The following is a 26,190-nucleotide window of genomic DNA, read 5'->3' as shown; positions in this document are numbered from 1 at the left end:
GTTATCGGAGTGGGTTAAGCTAGAAAGGGCGCACGGTGGATGCCTCGGCGCCAGGAGCCGATGAAGGGCGCGGCAAACGGCGATACGCCCCGGGGAGCCGTAAGCAGGCGTCGATCCGGGGATTCCCGAATGGGGCAACCCACCGCCCGGAATGGGGCGGTATCCCGGAGGTGAATCCATAGCCTCCGGGAGGGCACACCGGGGGAACTGAAACATCTTAGTACCCCGAGGAAAAGAAAGCAACCGCGATTCCCTTAGTAGCGGCGAGCGAACGGGGAAGAGCCTAAACCGGAAGGCGTTGCCTTCCGGGGTCGTGGGGCGCCTCACATGGGAGTGACAAAAGGCGATGGTAGGTGAAGAGGTCTGGAAAGGCCCGCCAGAGAGCGTGACAGCCGCGTAACCGAAACCGTCGCCTCTCCCGAGGCGGACCCCGAGTACCACGGGACACGGGAAATCCCGTGGGAATCCGGGAGGACCACCTCCCAAGGCTAAATACTCCCTGGCGACCGATAGCGCACCAGTACCGTGAGGGAAAGGTGAAAAGCACCCCGGGAGGGGAGTGAAAGAGAACCTGAAACCGTGTGCCTACAAGCAGTCGGAGCGCTATGCCCGCAAGGGCAAGCGTGACGGCGTGCCTTTTGTAGAATGAACCGGCGAGTTACGGTCGCGTGCGAGGTTAAGGCTGGTGAGCCGGAGCCGTAGCGAAAGCGAGTCCGAACAGGGCGCTTCAGTACGCGGCCGTAGACCCGAAACCGGGTGATCTACCCATGCCCAGGGTGAAGTCGGGGTAATGCCCGACGGAGGCCCGAACCGGTTGGTGTTGAAAAACCATCGGATGAGGTGTGGGTAGGGGTGAAATGCCAATCGAACCCGGAGATAGCTGGTTCTCCCCGAAATAGCTTTAGGGCTAGCCTCGGGATGTGAGTGCCGGAGGTAGAGCACTGATTGGGCTAGGGGCCCTCACCGGGTTACCGAACTCAGTCAAACTCCGAATGCCGGCCACTCGAATCCCGGGAGTCAGACTACGAGCGCTAAGGTCCGTGGTCGAGAGGGGAACAGCCCAGACCGCCAGCTAAGGCCCCCAAGTGCGCGCTAAGTGGGAAAGGATGTGGCGTTGCGAAGACAACCAGGATGTTGGCTTAGAAGCAGCCATCATTTAAAGAGTGCGTAATAGCTCACTGGTCGAGTGACGCTGCGCCGAAAATGTACCGGGGCTAAGCGCGCCGCCGAAGCTGCGGGTGCCGCTCCGTACGGAGCGGCGCGGTAGGGGAGCGTTCCGCCCAGCGCCGAAGGCCGACCGTGAGGACGGCTGGAGCGGGCGGAAGTGAGAATGCCGGTGTGAGTAGCGATAAGACGGGTGAGAATCCCGTCCGCCGGAAGCCTAAGGATTCCTGAGGAAGGCTCGTCCGCTCAGGGTTAGTCGGGACCTAAGCCGAGGCCGAAAGGCGTAGGCGATGGACAACGGGTTGATATTCCCGTACCACCTCCGCTCCGCTTGAGCGATGGGGGGACGCAGGAGGGTAGGGGAGCGCGCGACCGGAAGTGCGCGTCCAAGCGGTTAGGCCGGCAGATAGGCAAATCCGTCTGCCACCAAGGCTGAGCCGTGACGGCGAGGGGAAATCCAGTACCCGAAGTCCCTGATCCCACACTGCCAAGAAAAGCCTCTAGCGATGGAGCGAGGTGCCCGTACCGCAAACCGACACAGGTAGGCAGGGAGAGAATCCTCAGGCGCGCGGAAGAACCCTCGCTAAGGAACTCGGCAAAATGGCCCCGTAACTTCGGGAGAAGGGGCGCCTCGGTAGGGTGATGAGCCCGAGGAGGCCGCAGTGAAAAGGCCCAAGCGACTGTTTATCACAAACACAGGTCTCTGCGAAGCCGTAAGGCGATGTATAGGGGCTGACGCCTGCCCGGTGCTGGAAGGTTAAGGGGAAGGGTGAGCGCCTTTCGGCGCGAAGCCCTGAACCGAAGCCCCAGTAAACGGCGGCCGTAACTATAACGGTCCTAAGGTAGCGAAATTCCTTGTCGGGTAAGTTCCGACCCGCACGAAAGGCGTAACGACTTGGGCACTGTCTCGGCGAGGGATCCGGTGAAATCGTAGTACCTGTGAAGATGCAGGTTACCCGCGACTAGACGGTAAGACCCCGTGGAGCTTTACTGCAGCCTGATATTGAATTTTGGTGCGGCCTGTACAGGATAGGTGGGAGCCTGCGAACCCAGGCCGCCAGGCCTGGCGGAGGCGCCGGTGGGATACCACCCTGGCCGTACCGAAATTCTAACCCGCGACCGTCACCCGGTCGGGGAACAGTGTCAGGCGGGCAGTTTGACTGGGGCGGTCGCCTCCTAAACGGTAACGGAGGCGCCCAAAGGTTCCCTCAGCGCGGTCGGAAATCGCGCGTCGAGTGCAAAGGCAGAAGGGAGCCTGACTGCAAGACCGACAGGTCGAGCAGGGACGAAAGTCGGGCTTAGTGATCCGGTGGTCCCGCGTGGAAGGGCCATCGCTCAACGGATAAAAGCTACCCCGGGGATAACAGGCTGATCTCCCCCAAGAGTCCACATCGACGGGGAGGTTTGGCACCTCGATGTCGGCTCGTCGCATCCTGGGGCTGAAGTCGGTCCCAAGGGTTGGGCTGTTCGCCCATTAAAGCGGCACGTGAGCTGGGTTCAGAACGTCGTGAGACAGTTCGGTCCCTATCTGTCGCGGGCGCAGGAAATCTGAGAGGAGCTGCCCCTAGTACGAGAGGACCGGGGTGGACGCACCGCTGGTGTACCAGTTGTCCCGCCAGGGGCACCGCTGGGTAGCCATGTGCGGCCGGGATAAGCGCTGAAAGCATCTAAGCGCGAAGCCCCCCTCAAGATCAGATTTCCCACCGGGTTAACCGGGTAAGACCCCTCGGAGATGACGAGGTCGATCGGCCCGAGGTGTAAGCGCGGTAACGCGTTCAGCCGACGGGTCCGAATCGGTCGAGGGCTTAACCCACTCCCCACCACCCCCGCGGTCCGGTTTTCAGGGTGCAACCGCACCCCAAACCCCTTGCGTTTCCTACCAACCTTGTGCTACAATCCATCCCGTGTCTGGTGACGATAGCGGAGGGGACACACCCGTTCCCATCCCGAACACGGAAGTTAAGCCCTCCAGCGCCGATGGTACTTGGGGCGCGAGCCCCTGGGAGAGTAGGTCGTTGCCAGGCACGACGGTTCAACGTCCTTGGTCTTGCAGCAAAGCAGGGCCAAGGACGTTTTTCATTCCGGTGCCCGGTTTGCCCGTTCCCCTGAGAAGGGGCGACGGGACGGGCGTTGCGGGAAAAGGCGTCGACACCGTTCGCACATAACAGCCTACCGTTCATGATAAACTGAAAATGCCTGCCGTCAGAGATCAAACATTTTGTAAACGGGAAGGGGGAGAAAACCGGCATGGCTCAGGAGCAGGTGCTGCTGTTTGATTTGGACGGGACGCTGATCCGTACGGAAACGATCGCTGTTTCTGCCTTCCGCCAGACCTTTGCCCGCTTGCGCGAGGCATACGGTGAGATTGTTCCCGAACTCAGCGAGGCGGACGTGTGCGCCGTATTCGGCAAGACGCTACCGGAAATCTGGGATGCGCTTTTGCCCCGCGCCGACGAGGCGGTGCGGCGAGAAGCCGATGCCTGGCTCCTGCACTATGAAAAGGAGGCGCTGGCCGCTGGGAAGGGCGAGCTGTATCCCGGCGTACGGGAGACGCTCCAGCGCTTGCGTGCGGACGGGTACCGCCTGTTCATCGTGAGCAACGGCGGAGAAGCGTACGTGGACACGGTGTGCACACACCTCGGACTCACGCCGTATTTTGACGATTACTACAGTGCGGGGCGATTTGCCGCACGTTCGAAAACCGAGCTCGTCGCACGCCTGCTGCGCGAACACGATACGCGGCACGGGGTGATGGTGGGCGATCGCCGCTCCGACGTGGAAGCCGGGCGCGCCAACGGCTTGAAGGTGGTTGGATGTGCGTACGGGTACGGCTCCCCGGGCGAGCTGGATGGTGCCGATGCCGTCGTCGAGCGGTTTGACGCCATCGTGGACGTGCTCGCGCGGTGGGCCAAGGAAGGAGCGTGGGTGCGGTGAGCACGTGGTGGGCGACCGTGACCTCGTCGACCTATTTCGACATCACGGTGCGGCTCCTGTTGGCCATGGTCCTTGGCGGACTGATCGGCCTGGAGCGGGACAAACGTGATTTGCCCGCCGGCTTTCGTACGCACATTCTTGTTTGCCTCGGTTCCGCCCTCATCATGCTCATCTCCATTTACGGCTTCGAAGACGTAATGCATCGGAGGAACATCCAAGCCGACCCCGCCCGCCTGGCCGCTCAGGTGGTGAGCGGCATCGGCTTTTTGGGCGCGGGCACGATTCTTGTCAACGGATTTGCCATTCGCGGGTTGACCACGGCGGCCTCGTTGTGGGTGGTGGCCGGCATCGGGCTAGCCGCCGGGGCCGGGTTTTACTTTGGTGCCGTGCTGACCACGGCCTTGGTCTTGTTCATCTTGGTGCTCCTGAACCGCCTGGAGAGCTGGTACGTCAGCCATCGCCGGCTGCGGCGGCTCGTTGTTCGCGTGGTGGACCAGCCCGGGCAGCTTGCCCGCATCGCCAACCTGCTGAGCAACTACGGTGTTGTCGTCCGCCGCATCGACGTGGAAGACGTGCATGGGAAGGGCGACAAGCCGAGCGTGGACATCACCCTGTCGCTCCTGTTCCCGCCCGACCAGTCGCCGCTGTTTGTCGTTGAGCGTCTGCGCGATCTTGACGGCGTGCGCGACGTTTCGCTCTTGTGAGCGGCGTGTCCCTCTTGATTTTGGAAAGCGAGGCGGGTATACTAAAAGCAGAAGGTCAAAGATAGTCAAAGTCAATCTCCTTCTCCACACCGGTGCGAAATGGTGGTGGGAGGAAACAACCGTGCGCAGCATATCCGACATCATCGAGCAGTACTTGAAGGCACTCCTCAATGAAAGCCCCTTGGGGATGGTGGAGATCCAGCGCAGTGAACTGGCCAGCCGCTTTCGCTGTGTTCCGTCGCAGATCAACTATGTCATCAACACGCGCTTTACCCTCGAAAAAGGTTATTTGGTGGAATCGAAACGCGGCGGCGGCGGTTTTATCCGCATCCGCAAGGTGCAGAACAACGAAAGCGAAGACCTGTTTCGGGCTATACTCGAACGGATCGGCGATTGTGTCTCGCAGTCGACGAGCGACGACATCTTGCAGCACTTGTACGAGAAGGGATGGCTGGACGAGCGGGAGCTGCGCCTCTTGAAGTCGGTCTTTTCCCGTAACGTGCTCCCGCTGCCCATTCCCTTGCGTGACCAGGTGCGCGCGGCGATGCTCCGCGCGGTGGTGGCGGAGGTTCTGAGTGACGGGTGGAGGAGGAATGCGCCATGATGTGCCAAGAATGCGGCAAACGGCCGGCGACGCTCCACTTTACGAAAATCGTCAACGGCGACAAGACTGAGTTGCACCTGTGCGAATGGTGTGCCCGGGACAAGGGTGAACTGATTCCGGGCATGAGCAATACCTTTTCCATTCACAACCTGCTGTCGGGCCTGTTGAACCTGGACGTGCCCACCCAAACCGATCACCCGGCACAGGCGCTGCGCTGCAACGTCTGCGGGCTGACCTACGCGCAGTTTTCCAAAACCGGTCGTTTCGGCTGTCCGGCCTGCTACGCGGCCTTTGACACACACCTGGAGCCGCTCTTTCGCCGGCTGCACGGGGCAACGGCCCATACGGGCAAGGTGCCGGCGCGGGCCGGCGGGGTCATGCGCCTGGCCCGCGAGTTGGAACGGCTCAAAGCGGAACTGAAGCAGGCCGTCGCGCGCGAGGAATTCGAGCGGGCCGCGCAGCTGCGCGACCGCATCCGTCAGCTGGAAGCGCAAATCGATCGTGGGTAATGGCCGTCGCAAGGGGGGAAGGATGTGTCCATTCAGAGGTTTGTCACGCGCGCGCTCAGCGAGTGGATGAACGGCAGTGGTCCTGACGCCGATATCGTCGTGTCGAGCCGCATTCGCCTTGCTCGCAACCTGCGCGATTTGCCCTTTCCGTACCTGGCCACCAACAGCCAGCTGGAAACGGTTCTGGAGCGCGTCCAGCGGGCCTTGAAGCAGGAGGTGCTGGCGCCGTACCGCTTCACCTGGATCCCGATGGAGGAGTTAACTGACATCGACAAGCGGGTGCTCGTGGAAAAGCACCTCATCAGTCCGATGTTGGCGGAGGAGGCGCGCAAGGGTGCCGTGGCCATCAGCGAAGACGAGCGCGTGAGCATCATGGTGAACGAGGAAGATCACTTGCGCATCCAAGTGCTCTTCCCCGGCCTGCAGCTGGCCGAGGCGTGGCAGCTGGCCAGCCGGATTGACGATGCCCTCGAGGCGGTCTTGAACTACGCCTTCGACGAGCGCCGCGGCTACTTGACCGCCTGTCCGACCAACGTGGGGACGGGCATCCGCGCGTCGGTGATGGTCCACCTGCCGGCGTTGGTGATGACGCAGCAGGTCGGGCGCATTCTGACGGCCATCCACCAGGTGGGCCTTGTCGTGCGCGGGCTCTACGGCGAAGGGAGCGAGGCCCTGGGCAACCTGTTCCAGATCTCCAACCAGATTACCTTGGGCCGCTCCGAGGAGGACATCTTGGAAAACCTCCACGGCGTGGTCAAGCAGGTGATCGAGCACGAACGCGGTGCGCGGCGCACGCTCCTCGAGACCAACCGCCTGAAGCTGGAAGATCGTCTGAGCCGCTCCTTCGGCATCCTGTCCCACGCGCGCATCATCGAGTCGAAGGAGGCCATCCAGCGCCTGTCGGACGTGCGTCTTGGCGTGGACCTGGGGCTGTTTCGCGGCGTGACGCCGGCAACGCTCAACGAGCTCACCGTCATGACCCAGCCGGGCTTCTTGCAGCGCTGGGCGGGGCAGGCCCTTTCGCCCGAGCAGCGCGACGAGCGGCGGGCGCGTCTGATTCGCGAACGTTTGAACCGTGCCGCTGGTGGCGAATCCTAAGGAGGGGGGATGGACGATGATGTTTGGCCGTTTCACGGAACGCGCGCAGAAGGTGCTGGCCTTGGCTCAGGAGGAAGCGATTCGCCTGGGGCATTCCTCGATCGGCACCGAGCACATCCTGCTCGGCCTCGTGCGCGAGGGGGAGGGCATTGCCGCCAAGGCCCTGCTTGGTCTGGGCCTCGACCTGGAGAAGATCCGGGACGAGGTGGAATCCCTCATTGGCAAAGGGGCGGAACAGCCGACCACGCTCAACTACACGCCGCGGGCCAAAAAGGTGATTGAGCTGTCGATGGATGAGGCGCGCAAACTGGGGCACACGTACGTCGGCACGGAGCATATTCTTCTCGGCCTCATTCGCGAAGGGGAGGGCATTGCCGCCCGCGTGCTTAACAACCTCGGCGTCAGTCTGAACAAGGCTCGGCAGCAGGTCCTGCAACTGCTGGGTTCCAGCGAGGCGGTCTCCTCGCATGCGCACGGCGGCGGGTCCCACGTCAGCACGCCGACGCTGGACAGCCTGGCCCGCGACTTGACGGCCATCGCTCGGGAAGGGGGCCTGGACCCGGTTATTGGCCGCGAGAAGGAGATCGAGCGGGTCATCCAGGTGCTCAGCCGGAGGACGAAGAACAACCCCGTGCTCATCGGCGAGCCGGGCGTTGGGAAGACGGCCATCGCCGAGGGCTTGGCTCAGCGCATTGTTAACAACGAGGTGCCGGAAACCCTCCGCGACAAGCGGGTCATGTCCCTTGACATGGGGACCGTCGTTGCCGGAACGAAGTACCGCGGCGAGTTTGAGGACCGCCTGAAGAAAATTATGGATGAGATCCGCCAGGCGGGGAATATTATCCTGTTCATCGACGAGCTGCACACCCTCATCGGCGCCGGCGGGGCCGAGGGGGCCATCGACGCATCCAACATCCTCAAGCCGGCCCTGGCCCGCGGCGAGTTGCAGTGCATCGGGGCCACGACCCTCGACGAGTACCGCAAGTACATTGAAAAGGATCCGGCCCTTGAGCGTCGCTTCCAGCCGATCATGGTCGACGAGCCGACGCCGGAGGAGACGATCAAGATCCTCGAAGGGCTGCGCGACCGTTACGAGGCGCACCACCGGGTGAAGATCACCGACGCGGCCATCGAGGCGGCGGTCAAGCTGTCCGACCGCTACATCACCGACCGCTTCCTGCCCGACAAGGCCATTGACCTGATCGACGAGGCAGCATCGAAGGTGCGCCTGGCCTCCTACACCGTGCCGCCGAATCTGAAGGAGCTGGAGCAGAAGTTGGAGGAGATTCGCAAGGAGAAGGAAGCGGCGGTGCAGAGCCAGGAGTTCGAAAAGGCGGCCGCCCTGCGCGACAAGGAGCAGAAGGTGCGCGAGGAACTGGAGCGGCTGCGCCGGGAGTGGAAGGAAAAGCAGGGCCAGACCGACTCCGAGGTGACGGCCGAGGACATTGCCGAGATCGTCTCCAACTGGACGGGCATTCCGGTGAGCAAGCTGGCCGAAGAGGAGACGGAGCGCCTCCTGAAGCTGGAGGAGATCCTCCACGAGCGTGTCATCGGCCAGGACGAGGCGGTCAAGGCGGTGGCGCGGGCCATCCGCCGGGCGCGTGCAGGCCTGAAAGATCCCAAACGGCCCATCGGTTCCTTCATCTTCCTGGGCCCCACGGGGGTTGGCAAGACAGAGCTGGCCCGCGCCCTGGCGGAGGCGCTGTTCGGCGACGAGAACGCCATGATCCGCATCGACATGTCGGAGTACATGGAGAAACATTCCACGTCCCGGTTGATTGGTGCGCCGCCCGGGTACGTCGGTTACGAAGAGGGCGGCCAGCTGACGGAGAAGGTGCGCCGCAAGCCCTACTCCGTCGTGCTCCTTGACGAGATCGAGAAGGCGCACCCCGAGGTGTTTAACATCCTGCTGCAGGTCCTGGAGGACGGGCGGCTGACCGACGGCAAGGGGCGGACGGTCGACTTCCGCAATACGGTGATCATCATGACCTCCAACGTCGGCGCCGACCTGATCAGGAAGGGTAGCAGCCTCGGCTTTACCGTCCCTGCCGATGCGGACCAGCGCGAGTTTGAGGGCATGAAGGAGAAGGTGATGAACGAGCTGAAGCGCACCTTCCGACCCGAATTTCTCAACCGCATCGACGAGGTGATCGTTTTCCATCCGCTCAAGGAAGAGCACATCGTTCGGATCGTTTCGCTCATGGCCGAGCAGTTGCGCAAGCGGCTGCTTGAACAGGGCATCGACTTCGTGCTCACCGATAAGGCCAAGCAGAAGATCGCCAAGGAAGGCTTCGACCCGCAGTACGGGGCGCGGCCGCTGCGGCGGGCCATCCAGCGCTATATTGAAGACCGCCTGTCCGAGGAACTGCTCCAGGGCAACATCCAGCGCGGGGACAAGGTAGAGATTGACGTCGACGACCAGGACGCGTTTGTCGTGCGCAAGGTGGAGCCCGTCGCGTCGTGAGTGCCGGCGAAAACCCGTTGTTTCCGCCTCCTTCTGGAGAAGGAGGCGTTTTTTGCGCGCCTTTGCTATACTGAAAGAGCATCCCATCTACGCGTCGCCGAGGCGGGAGAGGGGCGGAGGCGATGGCCAAGCATCGATCCCGATTTGTCTGCCAAGCGTGTGGATACGAATCGGTGAAGTGGCTGGGGCGCTGCCCGGGGTGCGGCCAGTGGAACACCATGGTGGAGGAAGTGGCCGTCGCCGCCGGGCATGCGCGGGTGCGCGGGGGGAGTGCCGAACCGGTTCCCCTCGTGCACGTGACGCGGGAAGAGGTGCAACGCCTGGACACGAGAATCGGTGAGCTCAACCGTGTTCTGGGCGGTGGCGTGGTCCCGGGTTCCATTGTTCTCGTCGGGGGCGATCCGGGCATCGGCAAGTCCACGCTGCTGTTGCAGATGGCCGACCGGATCGCGGCGCAGGGACATGTCGTGCTCTACATTTCCGGGGAGGAGTCGCCGCAGCAGACCAAGCTGCGCGCCGAACGCCTCGGCGTGGTTTCGGAACAGCTCTTGGTTCTTGCGGAGACCGATCTTCTGCACATTCGTCACCATGTCGCGCGCGTTCACCCGGCCCTGGTGATCATCGATTCCGTACAAACCGTCTACCACCCCGACGTTGCCTCCGCTCCCGGCAGCGTGGCCCAGGTGCGGGAATGTACAGCCCACCTGATGCGGATGGCCAAGGAAGAGGGCGTGGCCACCTTTGTCGTCGGGCACGTGACGAAGGACGGGGCCATCGCTGGGCCGAAGCTGCTCGAGCATATGGTTGACGCCGTCCTCTACTTCGAGGGGGAACGGCACCACGCCTACCGGATTCTTCGCGCGGTGAAGAACCGTTTCGGCTCGACGAACGAGATCGGCATTTTCGAGATGAAGGACACGGGTTTGCATGAAGTGGTCAACCCGTCAGCCCACTTTTTGTCGGAGCGGCCGACCGGTGTCGCCGGTTCCACCGTTGTGGCCAGCCTGGAGGGCACACGCCCGGTGTTGGTCGAGGTGCAGGCACTGGTGACGCCGACCAGCTTTGCCACGCCGCGGCGCATGGCCACCGGTGTCGATCCCAACCGCGTGGCGCTGCTCCTGGCCGTGTTGGAGAAGCGTGTCGGATTGTTTTTGCAGCACCATGATGCGTACGTCAACGTGGCCGGAGGCGTGCGGCTCGATGAGCCGGCCGTCGATCTGGCCGTTGTCGTGAGCGTGGCGTCCAGTTTCCGTGACGAGCCGACCGACCCGCACGACGTGGTGGTCGGGGAAGTGGGGTTGACCGGCGAGGTGCGCGGCGTCTCGCGCCTCGAGCAACGCGTGCGCGAGGCGCATAAGCTGGGCTTTCGCCGCGTGATTGTGCCGGCGCAGAATCTCTCCGGCGGATGGGATCCGCCGCAGGGGATGCGCCTCGTCGGTGTGCGCACGGTGGAGGAAGCGCTGGAAGTTGCGTTTGGGAGGTGAGAGGTGACGATGGCCGATAGCCGTGAGTCCTTTATCAGCAGCGTCCTACCCTTTGTGGCCCCGGGGACGCCCCTGCGAGAAGGGCTGGAAAACGTGTTGCGCGCCAAAACCGGGGGGCTGATCGTTGTGGGGTACAGCCCCGAAGTGATGGCGATCATGGAAGGCGGCTTTTTTATTAACTGCGATTTCACGCCGGCCAACTTGTACGAATTGGCCAAAATGGACGGGGCCATCATCCTGAGTGACGACCGCAAGAAAATTTTGTATGCCAACACCCAGTTGGTTCCCGATTCGTCCATTCCTTCGTCGGAAACAGGCATGCGCCATCGCACCGCCGAGCGGGTGGCCAAGCAAACGGGCAAGCTGGTCGTCGCCATCTCCCAGCGGCGGAACGTCATCACCCTCTACAAGGGCTCGTTCCGTTACGTGCTGAAGGAAATTGGTGTCATATTGGCTAAGGCTAACCAAGCCATTCAGACGCTAGAAAAGTACAAGGCCGTGCTGGATCAGGCGCTCACCAATTTGAGCGCATTGGAGTTCGAAGAGTTGGTTACCCTTCAAGAAGTGGTGACCGTGCTGCAGCGTGTGGCCATGGTCCTGCGCATCAAGCGGGAAATCCAAAAATACATTCATGAGCTGGGGACGGAAGGACAGCTGATCCAGATGCAGCTGGAGGAACTGGTGGCGGATGTGGAGCACGAGGCCTTGCTGATCATCAAGGACTACTGCCAGCCGCCGGAGGCCAGTGCCGCCGAGATTCTGCGTGCCCTGACCGAACTGGCGCCCGACGAGATGGTGGAGACGGCAACCCTTGTGCGCTTGCTCGGGTATGTGCCGGGTGGTAATATACAGGAAGAACCGCTTTTCCCGCGAGGATATCGGATTCTGAGCAAGATTCCCCGCTTGCCGCAGGCTGTCGTGCACAACCTGGTGGAGCGGTTCGGCAACCTGTCCGACGTGATGATGGCGTCCATCGAGGAGCTGGACGAGGTGGACGGTATCGGCGAGGTGCGTGCCCGGACGATCAAGGACGGCTTGAAGCGCATCCAGGAACAGGTGTTTATCGATCGCAACGTGTAGAAACCGGTCAGCGCGGCGTGATGGAGCCGGCGACTGACGCCACTTGCCGTGGACTATCCGGCGCACCCGCCGCACGGAAGGAAAGAACCGCCTGGAGGTTTTGCCATGGTCGCCAAATCCCTGCCCAACCTGTTTACGGTGGCGAACTTATTTCTCGGGATCATCTCCATCGTGCTGGCCTTTCAGGAACAGCCGCAGCACGCGGCCGTCCTCGTCATCATCGGCATGTTGCTGGATGGTCTGGACGGACGCGTTGCCCGGAAGCTGGGCGTGCAGAGCGAATTCGGCAAGGAACTGGATTCGCTGTCGGATGTCATCTCGTTTGGGGTGGCACCGGCATTCATCATGTATGTGGTCGTCCTGCAAGACCTTGGCCTGTACGGCTTGATGGTGACGGCGCTGTTTCCGATTTGCGGCGCCCTGCGCTTGGCGCGCTTCAACATCTCGCAGGCGGATTCGGGGTACTTTATCGGGCTGCCGATTACGGCGGCCGGCGGGGTTCTGGCCACCTTTGCCCTGTACCACCACGTGTTCTCGCCGGTCTACCTGACCGTTGGCATGCTCGCCCTGTCGCTGCTCATGATCAGCAACGTGAAATACCCGAATTTCAAGCGCATCGGCATCCCCCGGGCGGCCATCTGGGTGACGCCGATCCTGGTCGGGATTGTCGCGTATCTCGCCTGGCGATTTCCCGATTCGTTTTCCAAGCTCGTCTTCCTGCCCCTCGTTTTGTACGCCCTGTACGGCTTAAAAAAAAATCTTGACATCCTCCTCCGCCGTGACCAGGCGGTGCAGGACCCGATTGAAACGGATGTGCACTCGTGAGCGCACCTCGGAAGGATTTTCCTTCCGGGGTTTTTCATTTCCCGGCGCGCGCTCGAGCAGAAAAAGGTGTACGGACATTGTCACCGTAAATTGAAAAGGATCTTGACGTCCATCCTTATACGTGTTAAAATTCTCAATTTATATTTGACATAATGGATGTCCTGTGATAAACTGGAAGCATCTACTGGTGGGGGTGACGGGATTGTTTAACGTCGGCGACAAAGTCTTCTACCCCATGCACGGGGCGGGCGTGATCGAAGCCATTGAGGAACGGGAGATTTTGGGTGAGAAGCGGACGTATTACGTGATGCACATTCCGGTGGGCAACATGAAAGTGATGATCCCGATGAACAGCGCGGAGAAGATCGGGCTGCGCGAAGTGATCGACGAAGAAGCGGTCAGCCGCGTGCTGGCCCTCCTGCGGCGCTCTGACGTGGACCTGTCGGACAATTGGAACCGGCGCTATCGCGCGCACTTGGACAAGATGAAAAGCGGCGACATCTTCGAGGTGGCCGACGTGGTGCGCAACCTCATGCTGCGTGAGCGGGAAAAGGGCCTGTCCACCGGCGAGCGGAGGATGTTGGAAAACGCGCGGCAGATCTTGATCAGCGAGCTGGTGCTGGCCAAGGGCATCGACGAGCGCGAGGCGGCGGAGCTGGTGGAAGCGTGCGTGGAAAACCGCAACACCGCCTTATGACGGTTTCATGACGGCTTCGATTGAGCATGCGCAATTCTGTCTATACTGGGTAAAGGAGGTGACACGATGATCAAGCGATTCATCCAGCTCTTCTTTGTTGTGGCTGGCGCAGCGTTAGGCTATCATTACGGTCCGAGCTTGATCCAGTTTCTCAATGCCTACGTCAATTTCGGCCTCGAAGAGTATCCGTCCACGCATCCGTACATCGGCGCGTTTTGCGGCGCGGTGCTCCTCTTTTTCAGCACGTCATATCTTACCGATTGGCTTGTTGACCGTCTGCGCCGCAGTGAGGAGCGGCTCGTCAAAGAAGTGCCGGTCGTCGATGTGCTGTTCGGCGTCGTCGGCCTGGTGATTGGCCTTATTGTCGCCTTTCTTCTCTTTTTCCCTTTGCAGAGCATCCCGATCATCGGCAACTTCCTGCCCCTGTTCGTATCCGGGCTTCTCGGTTACTTTGGCTACCGCATTGGGTTTTCCAAGCGCGATGAAATTGTCGCCGTCTTCTCGCTGGGACGCCTGTCGCGGGACAAGGCGAAAAGCAAGGTTCCGCCGGGAATGTACAAGATCCTCGATACCAGCGTCATCATTGACGGGCGCATCGCCGACATCTGCGAGACCGGCTTCCTGGAAGGCGTGCTGGTGATTCCCGAGTTCGTGCTGGAAGAGCTTCAGCACATCGCCGACTCGTCCGACGTGCTGAAGCGCAACCGGGGACGCCGGGGGCTCGACATTCTCAACAAAATCCAGAAAGAGTTGAACATCGAGGTGCTCATCTATGAAGACCCCTTCGAGGACACCCTCGAGGTGGACAGCAAGCTGGTGAAGCTGGCCAAGAAGTTGCAGGCTAAGGTGGTGACGAACGATTTCAATCTGAACAAGGTCTGCGAGCTGCAGGGGGTGCCGGTGCTCAACATCAACGACCTGGCCAACGCGGTGAAGCCCATCGTGCTGCCCGGCGAGGAGATCAACGTCCATGTGATCAAGGACGGCAAGGAGCACGGCCAGGGGGTGGCGTACCTCGACGACGGCACGATGATCGTGGTCGAGGGCGGCAAGGAATTTATCGGCTCCACGGTTGACGTGCTCGTCACCAGTGTGTTACAAACATCTGCAGGACGCATGATTTTCGCCAAGCCGAAGATGCTGGAGAAGGCGCTGTAGAAAGGGCGAGGAGTCGACGGGGACATGAGGGCGGGAGCCGTGGTGGTGGCGGCCGGTGCCGGTCGCCGCATGCAGTGTGCGGAAAACAAGGTGTTCCTCCGCATTGGGGGAACACCTGTTTTGCTTCACAGTTTGCGCGTGTTTGTTGCTCACCCCGCCGTCGCGCATATCGTGGTGGTGGCCCGGGCGGGGGAAGAGGAGCGCGTTCGCACCCTGGCCCAGGACCTGCTGCCGGCCAAGCCGCTTGCGGTAGTGACGGGCGGCGCCGAGCGGCAGGACAGCGTGTACGCCGGCCTGCGCGCATTGGAAGGCTGTGACGTCGTCCTGGTGCACGACGCGGCGCGCCCCTTCGTGCGTCCCCAGCACGTCGACCGCCTCTTGGCGGCGGTGGAGGAAACGGGGGCGGCCTGTCTCGGCGTGCCGGTAAAGGATACGGTGAAACGTGTTGATGCTGACGGGACGATTGCCGCAACGCCGCCCCGGTCGTCGTTGTGGCTGGCCCAAACGCCGCAGGCCTTTTGGCGCACGCTGCTTCTCGAGGCCCACGAGGCGGCGCGGGCGGACGGCGTGGCGGCCACCGACGACGCGGCCCTCGTCGAGCGGCTGGGCCATCCGGTGCGCATGGTGATGGGCGACTACGACAACCTGAAGATCACCACGCCGGAGGATGTCGTTGTGGCGGAGGCGCTCCTCCGGTGGCGGGAGGGTGACGATGAGAATCGGACACGGTTTTGACGTGCATCGCCTCGTGGAGGGACGCCGGCTGGTGATCGGCGGGGTGGACATTCCGTACGAACGGGGCCTGCTCGGCCACTCCGATGCCGACGTGCTGCTGCACGCCATTGCCGACGCGGTGCTGGGGGCCCTCGGTCGCGGCGACATCGGCCATCATTTTCCGGACACCGACCCGGCCTACAAGGATGCCGACAGCGCGCAGCTCCTGGCCCACGTGTGGGCCTTGGCCGAGGCGGACGGATACCGGCTGGGCAACCTCGACGCGACGGTGCTGGCCCAAACGCCGAAACTGGCCCCGTACATTCCCCGCATGCGCGCGCGCATTGCCGCGCTGCTCAAGGCCGACATCGGCCAAGTCAACATCAAGGCGACGACAACGGAAGGGCTCGGCTTTGTCGGGCGCCGCGAAGGCATCGCCGCGCAGGCGGTGGTGCTGCTCGTTCCGCGTGAGGCATGACACGTATCGGATTCCGGGAGGAAAGGACGGTGAAGGGCATGGACCAGCGCGTACGCGTACGGTTTGCCCCGAGCCCCACGGGGCACTTGCACATCGGCGGGGCGCGAACGGCCCTGTTCAACTACCTGTTCGCCCGCCATCACGGCGGGGATTTCATCGTGCGCATTGAGGACACCGACCAGAAGCGCAACGTTGAAGGCGGCGAGGCCAAGATCCTGGACAGCCTGCGCTGGCTCGGCCTGGAATGGGATGAAGGGGTGGACGTCGGCGGTCCCCACGGTCCGTACCGGTGTATGGACCGCTTGGCCATCTACCGGGAACATGCCGAAAGGCTGCTGGCGGAAGGGAAGGCGTACTACTGCTACTGCACCGAGGAGGAGCTGGCTGCCGAGCGCGAGGCGCTCAAGGCCCGCGGGGAGATGCCGCGCTACCTCGGCAAATGCCGCAACCTCACGCCCGAACAGCGGGCGGCCTACGAGCGGGAGGGGCGCAAGCCGTCGATCCGCTTCCGCGTCCCGGAAGGCCGCGAGTACGTCGTCGAGGACCTCGTGCGCGGCACGGTGCGCTTTGAGACGAGCGGCGTCGGCGGCGATTTTGTCATCCTGCGCCCGGACGGCATACCCACCTACAACTTTGCCGTGACCATCGATGACCACCTGATGGGCATCACCCACGTCATCCGCGGGGAGGAGCATCTGTCCAACACGCCGCGACAGCTGATGATCTACGAGGCCTTCGGCTGGGAGCCGCCGCGCTTTGCCCACCTGTCGCTCATCCTCAATCCCAACCGGCAGAAAATGAGCAAGCGCGACGAGTCGATCATCCAGTTCATCGAGCAATATCGCACCCTCGGCTACCTGCCGGAAGCCCTGGTCAACTTCCTCGTGCTCTTGGGCTGGGCGCCAGAAGGGGAATATGCCGAGCAGGAGTTCTTCTCCCTGGATGAGCTGGTGCGCCTCTTTTCCCTCGAACGGGTCTCCAAAGCGCCGGCGGTATTTGACCCCGAGCGCCTGCGCTGGATGAACAACCACTACCTGCGCCAGCGCCCGGCCGAGGAGGTCGCCAAGCTGGCCCACCCGCACCTGGCGGCGGCGGGCCGCCTGCCGGAGGTGCTGTCCGACGACCAGTGGCGGTGGCTTGTCGATCTCGTCACCCTGTTCCAAGAACAAATGGGCTGCGCGGCCGACATCGTGCTCCTCTCCGAGTTGTTCTTTCGAGAGGATGTTGTCTATAATGAAGAAGCAAAGGCGGTGCTGGCTGAGTCGCACGTGCCCACGGTGTTGGCCGCGTTCCGCCGCGAAGCGGAAGCGCTGACCGACTGGAACGCCGGCGCGGTGAAAAACGCCCTGAAGGCCGTACAGAAGGCGACGGGGCACAAAGGCAAGCAGCTGTTCATGCCCATTCGTGTGGCCGTCACCGGACAGACCCACGGTCCGGATCTGGCCCAAACGCTGTTCTTGCTGGGCCGCGAGCGGGTCGTCTCCCGCTTGATTCGCGCGTTGGACGCGTTGGCAACTGGATAGTGCCAAAGGCGAGGAGCGGGAGGAGTACGGCGGAGACCGGATGTCGCCAGAGAGGGCCATCGGGGACCGTCCCCGGCTGGAAGTGGCCTGGCATCCGCCGCCGGAAGGGTGCGCCCGTGAGCCGCTTCCCCGAACGTCCGCGGGGGCGTGTAGGGGAAGAGCGGGTCCCTCCGTTACGGGGCAGAGGGAAACCCGGCGCGTGAGGGTGCTGCGGTGAAACACGGCCCTGGCGCCGAGGCGGGGCCGCGTGCCGCGCATGCCCACGTGGCGCCGGGTTTAAGCAGAGTGGAACCGCGGGGAACCGTCTCTGTAGCAGCGCTACGGGGACGGTTTTTTTGCTCCCGCCTTACGCGCACAGCAGAGGAGGGATGGGCGATGAAGCGGTTGCGGTGCATCTGGGAACGGCTCAAGGAGGACGTGCAGGTGGTGTTTGAGCGGGACCCGGCGGCGCGCAGCGTCCTGGAGGTGGTGCTCTGCTACTCCGGCCTGCACGCCATCTGGGGGTACCGCATTGCCCACTGGTTCTGGGAGCGTGACTTTCGCTTGATTGCCCGGCTCATCTCCCAGTTTGTCCGCTTTCTGACCGGGGTGGAGATCCATCCGGGGGCCAAGATCGGCCGCCGGCTGTTCATTGACCACGGCATGGGCGTGGTTATCGGCGAAACATGCGAGATCGGCGACGACGTCACCCTGTACCAGGGGGTGACCTTGGGCGGAACGGGCAAGGAGAAGGGCAAGCGTCATCCGACGATCGGCAACAACGTCCTCATCGCGTCGGGGGCCAAGGTGCTCGGCTCTTTCAAGATCGGCGACAACTCCAAGATCGGCGCCGGCTCCGTCGTGCTGCGGGAAGTGCCGCCCAATTCGACAGTGGTAGGCATTCCGGGACGCGTCGTCGTGCAAAACGGGCGCCGTGTGCCCAACGACCTTGACCACGTTAACTTGCCCGACCCCGTGGCCGATCTCCTGCGGACGATGCAGGAAGAGATCGACAACCTCAAACGCGAAGTGGAACGGCTCAAAGGAGTGAATCAGGAGCATGACCAATCCCAAGGTACCGCCGCAAACGAATCTACGCGTGTATAACACGCTGACGCGGCAGAAGGAGCCTTTTGTGCCCCTTGTGCCGGGTGAGGTGCGCATGTACACCTGCGGGCCGACGGTGTACCACTACATCCACATCGGCAACGCCCGGGCGGCCGTCGTGTTTGACGTGGTGCGCCGCTACCTGGCCTACCGCGGGTTTCGCGTCACCTACGTGCAGAACTTCACCGACGTCGACGACAAGCTGATCAACGCCGCGCGGGAGATGGGCCTCACCGTGCCCGAGGTGGCCGAGCGGTTTATCGCCGCCTACCGGGAAGACGTGCGGGCCCTCGGCGTTCGCGAGCCGGACGTTGCCCCCCGCGTTACCGAGCACATTCCCGAGATCATCGCCTTCATCCAGGGACTGATCGACAAGGGCCTGGCCTATGAGGCCGATGGCGACGTCTATTTCCGCACGGCGCGCTTTCCGGCGTACGGGAAGCTGTCCCACCAGCCCCTCGACGAGCTGATGGCCGGGGCGCGGGTAGAGGTGAGCGAGAAGAAGGAAAACCCCCTCGACTTTGCCCTGTGGAAGAAGGCCAAGGCCCCGGACGAGATTGCCTGGGACAGCCCGTGGGGGCGCGGCCGACCGGGGTGGCACATCGAATGTTCGGCCATGTCGCGCCGGTACCTCGGCGACAGCTTTGACATCCACGCCGGCGGGCAGGACCTCATCTTTCCCCATCACGAGAACGAAATCGCCCAGAGCGAGGGGCTGACGGGCAAACCCATGGCCCGCTATTGGCTGCACAACGGCTTTGTCAACATCAAGGGGGAGAAGATGTCCAAGTCCTTGGGCAACGTGCTCCTCGTGCGCGAGCTGCGGCGGCAGCATGACCCGATGGCCCTGCGCTTCTTCCTCCTGTCGGTCCACTACCGCAACCCGATCAACTTCAGCGAGGAGCTTCTCGCTCAGGCGGAGGCGGGTCTGGCCCGTCTCCGCACAGCGGTGGAGAACCTGCGCTTTGCGCTGGGCGGAGCGAGAGAGGGCGCGGTGGAGCCTGAGGTGGCCGAGGCCGTCTCCACCCTGCGCGCGCGCTTTGTGGCGGAGATGGACGACGACTTCAACACGGCCAACGCCATCACCGTGCTCTTCGACGCGGCGCGGGAGGCCAACCAGTACGTGCGGCGTGACGCGATGGTTCGCGGATCTGTTCAGGCCTTCCTCGACCTCTTTGCCGAGCTTGCCGAGGAGGTGCTCGGCCTGACCTTGGCGCCGCAGGCCGAAGCCTCCGGCGAGGACGACAGCTTTGTGGCGGAGGTGGAGCGGCTCATTGCCGAGCGCCAGGAGGCCCGCAAGCGCAAGGACTGGGCCACGGCCGACGCCATCCGCGACCGGCTGAACCAGATGGGCGTCATCGTGGAGGACACGCCCCACGGCGTGCGGTGGCGGCGAAAGTGAGGGTGTGGTGGGATGCGACTGACCGTTGATGTGACGCTGTCCCTTCCTCCCGAACGGCTTCACCCCCTGGTGTGGGCCTATGTCGGCGACGCCGTCTATGAGTTGTACGTGCGCACGCACCTGTTGGCGCGGGGCGTGCTGAAACCGGGCAACCTGCAGCGGGCAGCGGTTGCCTACGTGTCAGCGCGCGGCCAGGCCCGGGTGGTCCACCGCCTGTTGCCGCTCCTCAGCGAGGAGGAGGCGGCCGTGCTGCGCCGCGGGCGCAACGCCAAGTCCGGCACCATACCCAAAAATGCCCGCGTGTCCGAATACCGCCTTAGCACGGGGCTTGAAAGCTTGTTTGGCTACCTGTACCTGACGGGGCAGGAGGGGCGGCTGCGCGAGCTGATTGCCCACGCCTTGACGGCCATGGACGGGGACGGCGGGCCGCCGGAACCCGAAGGGAGCGAAACGCGGTGACGGAATGGATCTACGGACGCCATCCGGTGCTAGAGGCCTTGCGTGCCGGACGGGCGATCAACAAGATTTTGCTGGCGGAAGGGGTCTCATCCCGCCAGTTGGCGCCGCTCTTGACCGCGGCGCGCCAGCAGGGTGTGCCGGTTCAGCAGGTGCCGCGGCGCAAGCTGGACGAGCTGGCTCCCGCTGCGGTGCATCAGGGGGTGGCCGCTGCCGTGGCTGCCCGCGCCTATGCCGAGGTGACGGACCTCCTGGCGCGGGCCCGCGCGCGGGGCGAAATGCCCTTTCTTGTTGTGCTGGACGGCCTCGAGGATCCGCACAACCTGGGCTCCATCCTGCGCACGGCCGACGCCGTCGGCGCCCATGGCGTGATCATCCCCAAGCGGCGTTCGGCCCAGCTCACCCCCGCGGCCGTGAAAGCCTCCGCCGGGGCGGCCGAACACGTTCCCGTCGCCCGCGTCACCAACATCGCCCGCACCCTGGAGGAACTGAAAGCGGAAGGCCTGTGGGTCGTCGGCACCGATGCCCAGGCGACCCACGATTACCGCACGGCCGACTATACGGTGCCCCTTGCCCTTGTCGTCGGCAGCGAGGGGCGGGGCATGAGCCGGCTGGTGCTCGAGACCTGCGACGTGCTCGTCCGCCTGCCGATGGTCGGCCGCCTCACGTCGCTAAACGCGGCGGTTGCCGCGGCCCTGCTCATGTACGAGGTCTTTCGCGCCCGGCATCCCGTCGGATGAGGACGGTCCCGGTGGGGTGGCCATGGAAGAGGTGCTGATCGTCGACGGATACAACGTGATCGGGGCCGCGGCCGGGCAGTTGTCGGAGCCGCTGGGGGAGGCGGCTCTCGAGGAGGCGCGTCGGGCGCTGGTGGATGCGCTCGCCGACTATCAGGCCGTCACGGGCCGCCGGGTGATTGTCGTGTTTGACGCGCACCGCACCGAGGGCCCCGCGGTCACCACCTGCGAACACGGTGTCACCGTCACCTACACGGCGCGCGGCGAGACGGCCGATGAGCGGATCGAGCGGCTTGTGGGCGAGTGGCTGTCCTCCCGGCGGCGGGTGTACGTGGCCACGTCGGACGCCGTGGAGCAGTGGGTGGTCTTCGCTCGCGGGGCGCTGCGGCTGCCGGCGCGCCAGCTCCTGAACGAACTGGCCGGCGTGCGTCGTGACGTCGCGGCGCGCATGAAAACGCTCTCGCCTCCGAGAACGTCGGTGGGCGATCGCATGCCGGAGGAGATCGCCGAACGATTCGAAAAATGGCGCCGGAGCGGCGATCCCGCGAGTTGACGGGCTTGGCCTGCGGGCGGTATACTGAACCTATCACCCAGGAATGTCCGCAGCCGGAGGGATGAGGGTGAGCGCGGAGCTCAGGGACAGCCACGAAACGAGCCGCTATGACCAGATGACGGACGAAGAACTGGTGGAACGGATCCGTGACGGCGACAACGACGCCTTGGAATACCTCATCAACAAATACAAACCCTTTGTGCGGGCAAAGGCCCGGTCGTACTTCCTGATCGGTGCCGATCGGGAGGACATCATCCAGGAAGGTATGATCGGGCTGTACAAGTCGATTCGCGATTACCGTGGCGATAAGCTCACCTCGTTCAAGGCCTTTGCCGAATTGTGCATCACGCGGCAGATCATCACGGCGATTAAGACGGCAACGCGGCAGAAACACATCCCTCTCAACTCGTACATCTCGTTGGACAAGCCCATCTATGACGAAGACTCCGACCGCACGTTGCTCGACGTGTTGTGCGGTTCACGGGTTGCGGATCCCGAAGAGCTGATCATCAACCAGGAGGAGTTTGATGACATCGAGCTCAAGATGAGTGAGATCTTGAGCGACTTGGAACGCAAGGTGCTGATGCTGTACCTTGACGGCCGGTCGTACCAGGAGATCGCGCTCAACCTCGACCGGCATGTCAAGTCGATCGATAACGCGCTGCAGCGCGTCAAGCGCAAGCTGGAACGGTATCTGGAAGTGCGGGAAGTGACGACGTGAGGCGGCCTGGTGAACGCGACCCAGGCCGCCTTGTCGTTGCCTGCAAAATGAATGCTTCATTGACAGAGATTAGCGGCTGTGATAGAGTATCTAGAGTAGCCGTGGGTGAATTGCGGGTGTCCCCGTTCGGTGGCGATACAGGTTGGCATCCTGCAGGGAGGTGGAGGAGATGCGGGTCATCATCACGCTGGAATGCACGCAATGCAAGCGCCGGAACTACACGACCACGAAGAACAAGCGGACCCATCCGGACCGCCTGGAACTGAAAAAGTACTGCAAGTACTGCAATAGCCACGTGCTGCACCGCGAGACGCGCTAAGCGGGAGGTGGCGACGTGGCCTTTCTCGCGCGCATCGGTTCCAGTTTCAAACGAACGGGGGCGTTTTTCCGGGATAGCTGGATGGAGATGAAGAAAGTCCGGTGGCCGAATCGGGCGGAGCTCACCAGCTACACCGTTGTCGTCATCACCACGGTCACGCTGCTCGCCCTCTTTTTCGCCATTGTGGATCTGGGGATTTCGCGGCTCATTGAGCTGATTCTGGCCAATTAACGTGAGGGAGGAAGGACCCGCCGGGTCTTACGTCATGGAAAAGCAGTGGTACGTGATCCACACCTACTCGGGCTACGAGAACAAGGTGAAGACCAACCTCGAAAAGCGCGTCGAGTCAATGGGCATGCAGGACAAGATCTTCCGCATTCTCGTCCCCACCGAAGAGGCCAAAGAGGTGAAGGACGGGAAGCAGCGGACGGTCCAGCGCAAGGTGTTCCCCGGGTACGTGCTCGTCGAGATGATCATGACCGACGACTCGTGGTACGTCGTGCGGAACACGCCGGGCGTCACCGGGTTTGTCGGCGCCAGCGGGGCGGGATCGAAACCGATTCCCCTACAGCCGAAGGAAGTGCAGGCCATTCTGCGCCAGATGGGCATCCAGGAGCCCAAGCCCACGGTCGACTATGAGGTTGGCGACAAGGTCAAGGTGAAGGACGGGCCCTTTGCCGACTTTGTCGGCACGATCGAGGAAATCCAGCTCGACAAACAGAAGGTCAAGGTGCTCGTCAACCTGTTCGGGCGCGAGACGCCGGTGGAGCTCGATTTCTCCCAAGTGGAGCGAATCTGACGTTGCAAGGGGCCGCGATTTGTGATACGTTCATCTTGTTGTGTGATCCCCAAACAAGGGCTTCTTTCTTTTTTGCCGCGCGGCGTCGCCGGTGCGCGGCGGCCGCCGGCGTGTGGGAGGGCGCGACGTCCCGCTACACCACATTCGGAAAGGGAGGTGTCCTGCCGTGGCCAAGAAAGTCGTGAAAGTGGTCAAGCTGCAAATTCCTGCTGGGAAAGCCAACCCGGCGCCGCCGGTCGGTCCGGCCCTTGGTCAAGCCGGGGTTAACATCATGGCCTTCTGCAAGGAGTTCAACGAGCGGACGAAGGATCAGGTGGGGCTGATCATTCCCGTCGAGATCACGGTCTACGAGGACCGCTCGTTCACCTTCGTCACCAAAACGCCCCCGGCGGCGGTGCTGTTGAAAAAAGCGGCCGGCATCGAGACCGGTTCCGGACAGCCGAACAAAAACAAGGTGGGCAAGGTAACGCGGGAACAGGTGCGGCAGATCGCCGAGCAGAAGATGCCGGACCTCAACGCGGCCAGCCTGGAAGCCGCCATGCGCATGATCGAAGGTACGGCCCGCAGCATGGGCATCGAAATTGTCGACTGACGCGCGACGGGTTGGCGCGACGGCGCCAACCCCTCCTTACGTGGGAGGAGCTTCCGTTAAGACCACACAAAGGAGGACAGACGTATGCCGAAGCACGGAAAAGCGTATCGGGAAGTGGCGGCACTCGTCGACCGCACCAAGCTGTACGATCCGGCGGAGGCCGTCGAGCTGGTGAAGAAGACGGCGCGCGCCAAGTTTGATGAAACAGTGGAGCTGGCGGTGCGCCTCGGCGTGGATCCCAAGCGTTCCGACCAGCAGGTGCGCGGCGCGGTGGTGTTGCCGCACGGTACTGGGAAGACGGCCAAGGTGCTCGTCTTCGCCAAAGGGGAAAAAGCGCGGGAAGCCGAGGCCGCCGGAGCGGACTACGTCGGCGATGAGGACCTGATCAGCAAAGTGGCCGAAGGGTGGATCGACTTTGATGTGGTCGTGGCCACCCCGGACATGATGGGCCAAGTGGGTCGCCTCGGGAAGATCCTCGGTCCGAAAGGGCTCATGCCCAACCCGAAAACCGGTACGGTCACCTTTGACGTGGAGAAGGCCGTGAAGGAGATCAAGGCCGGGAAGATCGAGTACCGTACCGACAAGGCCGGGAACGTCCACGTGCCGATCGGGAAGGTCTCCTTCGATTCCCAGAAGCTTTTGGAGAACTTCCTCACGGTGATCGACGCCCTGAAGCGGGCCAAGCCGGCGGCGGCCAAGGGGCAGTACTTCCGGTCGGTCACCTTGAGCTCGACAATGGGCCCGGGGATTCGCGTCAACGCGGCCAAGCTGTAATCTTGACAGAGGTTGTAAAACCGAGTACAATCGTTCATGTTGTGACAATTGAATCGGGAAGCCTGGCCGTAGACAGAAGGTGCCACACGGTGGCTTAATACCCTTCCGAGGCGGGCGTCTTACGGGCGTGGAGCGGCCCCTGTGCCCTCGCATGCCGTGGGAAAGCCGTGCCTCCGTTGTCTACGGGGGCTTTTTTCATGCCGCGAGCGAACAGGAGGTGTCGAGATGGCGGTCGTGCGGGAAAAGCCCGTCCGGGAAGAGAAGAAACAGATCGTCGCCGAGATCGCCGAGAAGCTGCGTACGTCCAAGAGCGCCATCTTGGCCGACTACCGCGGGCTGAACGTGGCGCAGATGACCGAGCTGCGCAAAAAGCTCCGCGAAGCCGGCTGTGAGATCAAGGTGTACAAGAACACCTTGGCCCGCCGGGCGACGGCGGAAGTGGGCCTGACGGAACTGGATCCGTTCCTCGTCGGTCCGACGGCGATTGCCTTCGGGCCGGAAGACCCGGTGGCGCCGGCCAAGATCCTTGCCGAATTTGCCAAGGAAAACGAGGCGCTGGAGTTGAAGGCGGGGGTTGTGGAAGGCCGTGTCGTTAGCGCGGAGGAGATCAAAGCCATTGCCAAGCTGCCGTCCCGCGAAGGGCTCTTGGCTATGCTCCTCAGCGTGCTCCAGGCGCCGATCCGCAATTTTGCGCTGGCGGTCAAGGCCGTGGCCGACAAGAAGGAGCAGGAAAGCGCCTAAGGGCAGCGCGTGGAAGCGATTTGCAAGCCCGTAGAATTTCTTGAGGATGGGAGGCACGTGACGATGACGAAGGAGCAAATTATCGAAGCGATCAAAGGGATGACCGTTCTCGAGCTGAACGAACTGGTCAAGGCGATCGAAGAGGAATTTGGCGTGACTGCTGCGGCGCCGGTGGCCGTCGTTGGCGCGCCGGGGGCTGCTGCGGATGCCGGTGCGGCCGAGCAAACCGAATTCACGGTTGTGCTCAAGAGCGCCGGTGCGTCGAAGATCAACGTCATCAAGGTGGTGCGCGAAATCACCGGCCTCGGCCTGAAAGAGGCGAAGGAACTGGTCGATGGCGCGCCGTCCAACATCAAGGAAGGCGTCAGCAAGGAAGAAGCCGAGGAAATCAAGAAGAAGCTCGAAGAAGCCGGCGCGGAAGTCGAGCTCAAGTGAGGCGCCGCGCCGCCGAGCCCGCCGTACGCTGCGTACGCGCGGGTTTTTTCCTTTTCCCGCGGTTGTTTTCCGGGATCGCGCCCGCCCCCGGCCCGGCGCCGGGGTTTAACGGGAGGGGTCCTGGTCGAAACTGGCAAAC

27 protein-coding genes, 2 rRNA genes and 1 other annotated feature are annotated in these 26,190 nt (G+C 62.9%); all 29 genes read left to right on the top strand.

Features of this window, described 5'->3' with window-relative positions; all coding sequences use genetic code 11:
* Positions 1-12: 12 nt before the first annotated feature.
* The 29 genes from ACYQ0Z_RS04045 to rplL all read left to right on the top strand — a co-directional run bounded on the left by ACYQ0Z_RS04045 (position 13) and on the right by rplL (position 26,051).
* Positions 13-2,977: ribosomal RNA gene (locus ACYQ0Z_RS04045) — 23S ribosomal RNA — on the top strand.
* 94 nt (positions 2,978-3,071) lie between these two features.
* A 5S ribosomal RNA gene (rrf, locus tag ACYQ0Z_RS04040) occupies positions 3,072-3,188 on the top strand.
* A 223-nt stretch (positions 3,189-3,411) separates the two neighbouring features.
* The gene (locus tag ACYQ0Z_RS04035; RefSeq protein ID WP_459864604.1) at positions 3,412-4,098 is read left to right on the top strand and encodes an HAD family hydrolase; all 687 of its coding nucleotides are present in this window, start codon (positions 3,412-3,414) and stop codon (positions 4,096-4,098) included.
* Positions 4,095-4,802, top strand: coding sequence for an MgtC/SapB family protein (locus ACYQ0Z_RS04030; protein WP_459864602.1), 708 nt, complete (start codon positions 4,095-4,097; stop codon positions 4,800-4,802). The genes ACYQ0Z_RS04035 and ACYQ0Z_RS04030 overlap by 4 nt, the downstream gene beginning before the upstream one ends.
* A gap of 121 nt (positions 4,803-4,923) precedes the next feature.
* Positions 4,924-5,406, top strand: coding sequence for a CtsR family transcriptional regulator (locus ACYQ0Z_RS04025; protein ID WP_459864600.1), 483 nt, complete (start codon positions 4,924-4,926; stop codon positions 5,404-5,406).
* A complete protein-coding gene (mcsA, locus tag ACYQ0Z_RS04020; RefSeq protein WP_459864597.1) occupies positions 5,403-5,915 on the top strand; it encodes a protein-arginine kinase activator protein McsA in 513 nt (170 codons plus the stop codon). The genes ACYQ0Z_RS04025 and mcsA overlap by 4 nt, the downstream gene beginning before the upstream one ends.
* A 66-nt stretch (positions 5,916-5,981) precedes the next feature.
* Positions 5,982-7,013: a protein arginine kinase gene (gene mcsB / locus ACYQ0Z_RS04015; protein ID WP_459865135.1), complete on the top strand. Its 1,032-nt coding sequence runs from the start codon at positions 5,982-5,984 to the stop codon at positions 7,011-7,013.
* Positions 7,014-7,029: 16 nt separating this feature from the next.
* Positions 7,030-9,477 carry an ATP-dependent Clp protease ATP-binding subunit gene (locus ACYQ0Z_RS04010; protein ID WP_459864595.1) on the top strand — a complete coding sequence of 816 codons (2,448 nt, stop codon included), beginning with the start codon at positions 7,030-7,032 and terminating at the stop codon, positions 9,475-9,477.
* 122 nt (positions 9,478-9,599) lie between these two features.
* The gene (radA, locus tag ACYQ0Z_RS04005) at positions 9,600-10,961 is read left to right on the top strand and encodes a DNA repair protein RadA (protein WP_459864592.1); all 1,362 of its coding nucleotides are present in this window, start codon (positions 9,600-9,602) and stop codon (positions 10,959-10,961) included.
* 9 nt (positions 10,962-10,970) lie between these two features.
* Positions 10,971-12,041, top strand: coding sequence for a DNA integrity scanning diadenylate cyclase DisA (gene disA / locus ACYQ0Z_RS04000; protein WP_459865133.1), 1,071 nt, complete (start codon positions 10,971-10,973; stop codon positions 12,039-12,041).
* A 105-nt stretch (positions 12,042-12,146) separates the two neighbouring features.
* Positions 12,147-12,866: a CDP-diacylglycerol--serine O-phosphatidyltransferase gene (gene pssA / locus ACYQ0Z_RS03995; RefSeq protein WP_459864590.1), complete on the top strand. Its 720-nt coding sequence runs from the start codon at positions 12,147-12,149 to the stop codon at positions 12,864-12,866.
* Between the two features lie 187 nt (positions 12,867-13,053).
* Positions 13,054-13,563: a CarD family transcriptional regulator gene (locus tag ACYQ0Z_RS03990; RefSeq protein ID WP_459864587.1), complete on the top strand. Its 510-nt coding sequence runs from the start codon at positions 13,054-13,056 to the stop codon at positions 13,561-13,563.
* Between the two features lie 66 nt (positions 13,564-13,629).
* On the top strand, positions 13,630-14,721 hold the full coding sequence (locus ACYQ0Z_RS03985) for a PIN/TRAM domain-containing protein (RefSeq protein ID WP_459864585.1): 1,092 nt from the start codon (positions 13,630-13,632) through the stop codon (positions 14,719-14,721).
* 24 nt (positions 14,722-14,745) lie between these two features.
* A complete protein-coding gene (gene ispD / locus ACYQ0Z_RS03980; protein ID WP_459864583.1) occupies positions 14,746-15,456 on the top strand; it encodes a 2-C-methyl-D-erythritol 4-phosphate cytidylyltransferase in 711 nt (236 codons plus the stop codon).
* The gene (gene ispF / locus ACYQ0Z_RS03975) at positions 15,434-15,913 is read left to right on the top strand and encodes a 2-C-methyl-D-erythritol 2,4-cyclodiphosphate synthase (RefSeq protein ID WP_459864581.1); all 480 of its coding nucleotides are present in this window, start codon (positions 15,434-15,436) and stop codon (positions 15,911-15,913) included. The genes ispD and ispF overlap by 23 nt, the downstream gene beginning before the upstream one ends.
* 38 nt (positions 15,914-15,951) lie before the next feature.
* Positions 15,952-17,436 (top strand): glutamate--tRNA ligase, encoded by a 1,485-nt coding sequence (gene gltX, locus ACYQ0Z_RS03970; protein ID WP_459865131.1) that lies wholly within the window; start codon positions 15,952-15,954, stop codon positions 17,434-17,436.
* 375 nt (positions 17,437-17,811) lie between these two features.
* Positions 17,812-18,522 (top strand): serine O-acetyltransferase, encoded by a 711-nt coding sequence (gene cysE, locus ACYQ0Z_RS03965; RefSeq protein WP_459864579.1) that lies wholly within the window; start codon positions 17,812-17,814, stop codon positions 18,520-18,522.
* Entirely contained in the window at positions 18,476-19,924 is a 1,449-nt protein-coding gene (cysS, locus tag ACYQ0Z_RS03960; protein ID WP_459864577.1) for a cysteine--tRNA ligase, read from the top strand. Before cysE ends, cysS begins: the two co-directional genes overlap by 47 nt.
* Positions 19,925-19,936: 12 nt before the next feature.
* Positions 19,937-20,383: a Mini-ribonuclease 3 gene (locus ACYQ0Z_RS03955; RefSeq protein ID WP_459864575.1), complete on the top strand. Its 447-nt coding sequence runs from the start codon at positions 19,937-19,939 to the stop codon at positions 20,381-20,383.
* Positions 20,380-21,120, top strand: coding sequence for a 23S rRNA (guanosine(2251)-2'-O)-methyltransferase RlmB (rlmB, locus tag ACYQ0Z_RS03950; RefSeq protein ID WP_459864573.1), 741 nt, complete (start codon positions 20,380-20,382; stop codon positions 21,118-21,120). Before ACYQ0Z_RS03955 ends, rlmB begins: the two co-directional genes overlap by 4 nt.
* Before the next feature lie 22 nt (positions 21,121-21,142).
* Positions 21,143-21,670 carry an NYN domain-containing protein gene (locus ACYQ0Z_RS03945; RefSeq protein ID WP_459864571.1) on the top strand — a complete coding sequence of 176 codons (528 nt, stop codon included), beginning with the start codon at positions 21,143-21,145 and terminating at the stop codon, positions 21,668-21,670.
* A gap of 61 nt (positions 21,671-21,731) precedes the next feature.
* Positions 21,732-22,391: an RNA polymerase sporulation sigma factor SigH gene (sigH, locus tag ACYQ0Z_RS03940; protein WP_459864569.1), complete on the top strand. Its 660-nt coding sequence runs from the start codon at positions 21,732-21,734 to the stop codon at positions 22,389-22,391.
* Between the two features lie 169 nt (positions 22,392-22,560).
* Positions 22,561-22,710 carry a 50S ribosomal protein L33 gene (gene rpmG, locus ACYQ0Z_RS03935; protein WP_459864567.1) on the top strand — a complete coding sequence of 50 codons (150 nt, stop codon included), beginning with the start codon at positions 22,561-22,563 and terminating at the stop codon, positions 22,708-22,710.
* A gap of 15 nt (positions 22,711-22,725) precedes the next feature.
* Positions 22,726-22,941 carry a preprotein translocase subunit SecE gene (gene secE, locus ACYQ0Z_RS03930; RefSeq protein ID WP_459864565.1) on the top strand — a complete coding sequence of 72 codons (216 nt, stop codon included), beginning with the start codon at positions 22,726-22,728 and terminating at the stop codon, positions 22,939-22,941.
* 34 nt (positions 22,942-22,975) lie between these two features.
* Positions 22,976-23,509, top strand: coding sequence for a transcription termination/antitermination protein NusG (gene nusG / locus ACYQ0Z_RS03925; RefSeq protein ID WP_459864562.1), 534 nt, complete (start codon positions 22,976-22,978; stop codon positions 23,507-23,509).
* A gap of 166 nt (positions 23,510-23,675) precedes the next feature.
* Entirely contained in the window at positions 23,676-24,101 is a 426-nt protein-coding gene (rplK, locus tag ACYQ0Z_RS03920) for a 50S ribosomal protein L11 (protein ID WP_459864560.1), read from the top strand.
* Positions 24,102-24,185: 84 nt separating this feature from the next.
* Positions 24,186-24,875 carry a 50S ribosomal protein L1 gene (gene rplA, locus ACYQ0Z_RS03915; RefSeq protein ID WP_459864558.1) on the top strand — a complete coding sequence of 230 codons (690 nt, stop codon included), beginning with the start codon at positions 24,186-24,188 and terminating at the stop codon, positions 24,873-24,875.
* Positions 24,876-24,923: 48 nt separating this feature from the next.
* Positions 24,924-25,080 (top strand) — a sequence feature (ribosomal protein L10 leader region).
* A 20-nt stretch (positions 25,081-25,100) separates the two neighbouring features.
* Positions 25,101-25,616, top strand: a complete 516-nt coding sequence (rplJ, locus tag ACYQ0Z_RS03910; RefSeq protein ID WP_459864556.1) for a 50S ribosomal protein L10 — start codon at positions 25,101-25,103, stop codon at positions 25,614-25,616.
* Between the two features lie 63 nt (positions 25,617-25,679).
* Positions 25,680-26,051: a 50S ribosomal protein L7/L12 gene (gene rplL / locus ACYQ0Z_RS03905; protein ID WP_459864554.1), complete on the top strand. Its 372-nt coding sequence runs from the start codon at positions 25,680-25,682 to the stop codon at positions 26,049-26,051.
* Positions 26,052-26,190 lie beyond the last annotated feature (139 nt).

Source organism: Calditerricola yamamurae, from assembly GCF_054654135.1.
Note: the sequence above shows the minus strand (reverse complement) of the source record. Positions and strands in the feature narration are given on the sequence as shown.

What these genes read in the sequence shown, in the direction of transcription:
- rpmG (WP_459864567.1), top strand. Translation starts at nt 22,561, where the DNA reads ATGCGGGTCATCATCACGCTGGAATGCACGCAATGCAAGCGCCGGAAC.
- mcsB (WP_459865135.1), top strand. Translation starts at nt 5,982, where the DNA reads ATGAACGGCAGTGGTCCTGACGCCGATATCGTCGTGTCGAGCCGCATT.
- sigH (WP_459864569.1), top strand. Translation starts at nt 21,732, where the DNA reads ATGAGGGTGAGCGCGGAGCTCAGGGACAGCCACGAAACGAGCCGCTAT.
- ACYQ0Z_RS03945 (WP_459864571.1), top strand. Translation starts at nt 21,143, where the DNA reads ATGGAAGAGGTGCTGATCGTCGACGGATACAACGTGATCGGGGCCGCG.
- ispF (WP_459864581.1), top strand. Translation starts at nt 15,434, where the DNA reads ATGAGAATCGGACACGGTTTTGACGTGCATCGCCTCGTGGAGGGACGC.
- gltX (WP_459865131.1), top strand. Translation starts at nt 15,952, where the DNA reads ATGGACCAGCGCGTACGCGTACGGTTTGCCCCGAGCCCCACGGGGCAC.
- ACYQ0Z_RS04035 (WP_459864604.1), top strand. Translation starts at nt 3,412, where the DNA reads ATGGCTCAGGAGCAGGTGCTGCTGTTTGATTTGGACGGGACGCTGATC.
- pssA (WP_459864590.1), top strand. Translation starts at nt 12,147, where the DNA reads ATGGTCGCCAAATCCCTGCCCAACCTGTTTACGGTGGCGAACTTATTT.
- rplA (WP_459864558.1), top strand. Translation starts at nt 24,186, where the DNA reads ATGCCGAAGCACGGAAAAGCGTATCGGGAAGTGGCGGCACTCGTCGAC.
- rplL (WP_459864554.1), top strand. Translation starts at nt 25,680, where the DNA reads ATGACGAAGGAGCAAATTATCGAAGCGATCAAAGGGATGACCGTTCTC.
- ACYQ0Z_RS03985 (WP_459864585.1), top strand. Translation starts at nt 13,630, where the DNA reads ATGATCAAGCGATTCATCCAGCTCTTCTTTGTTGTGGCTGGCGCAGCG.
- radA (WP_459864592.1), top strand. Translation starts at nt 9,600, where the DNA reads ATGGCCAAGCATCGATCCCGATTTGTCTGCCAAGCGTGTGGATACGAA.
- ispD (WP_459864583.1), top strand. Translation starts at nt 14,746, where the DNA reads ATGAGGGCGGGAGCCGTGGTGGTGGCGGCCGGTGCCGGTCGCCGCATG.
- ACYQ0Z_RS04010 (WP_459864595.1), top strand. Translation starts at nt 7,030, where the DNA reads ATGATGTTTGGCCGTTTCACGGAACGCGCGCAGAAGGTGCTGGCCTTG.
- cysE (WP_459864579.1), top strand. Translation starts at nt 17,812, where the DNA reads ATGAAGCGGTTGCGGTGCATCTGGGAACGGCTCAAGGAGGACGTGCAG.
- rplJ (WP_459864556.1), top strand. Translation starts at nt 25,101, where the DNA reads ATGGCGGTCGTGCGGGAAAAGCCCGTCCGGGAAGAGAAGAAACAGATC.
- ACYQ0Z_RS03955 (WP_459864575.1), top strand. Translation starts at nt 19,937, where the DNA reads ATGCGACTGACCGTTGATGTGACGCTGTCCCTTCCTCCCGAACGGCTT.
- mcsA (WP_459864597.1), top strand. Translation starts at nt 5,403, where the DNA reads ATGATGTGCCAAGAATGCGGCAAACGGCCGGCGACGCTCCACTTTACG.
- cysS (WP_459864577.1), top strand. Translation starts at nt 18,476, where the DNA reads ATGACCAATCCCAAGGTACCGCCGCAAACGAATCTACGCGTGTATAAC.
- disA (WP_459865133.1), top strand. Translation starts at nt 10,971, where the DNA reads ATGGCCGATAGCCGTGAGTCCTTTATCAGCAGCGTCCTACCCTTTGTG.
- nusG (WP_459864562.1), top strand. Translation starts at nt 22,976, where the DNA reads ATGGAAAAGCAGTGGTACGTGATCCACACCTACTCGGGCTACGAGAAC.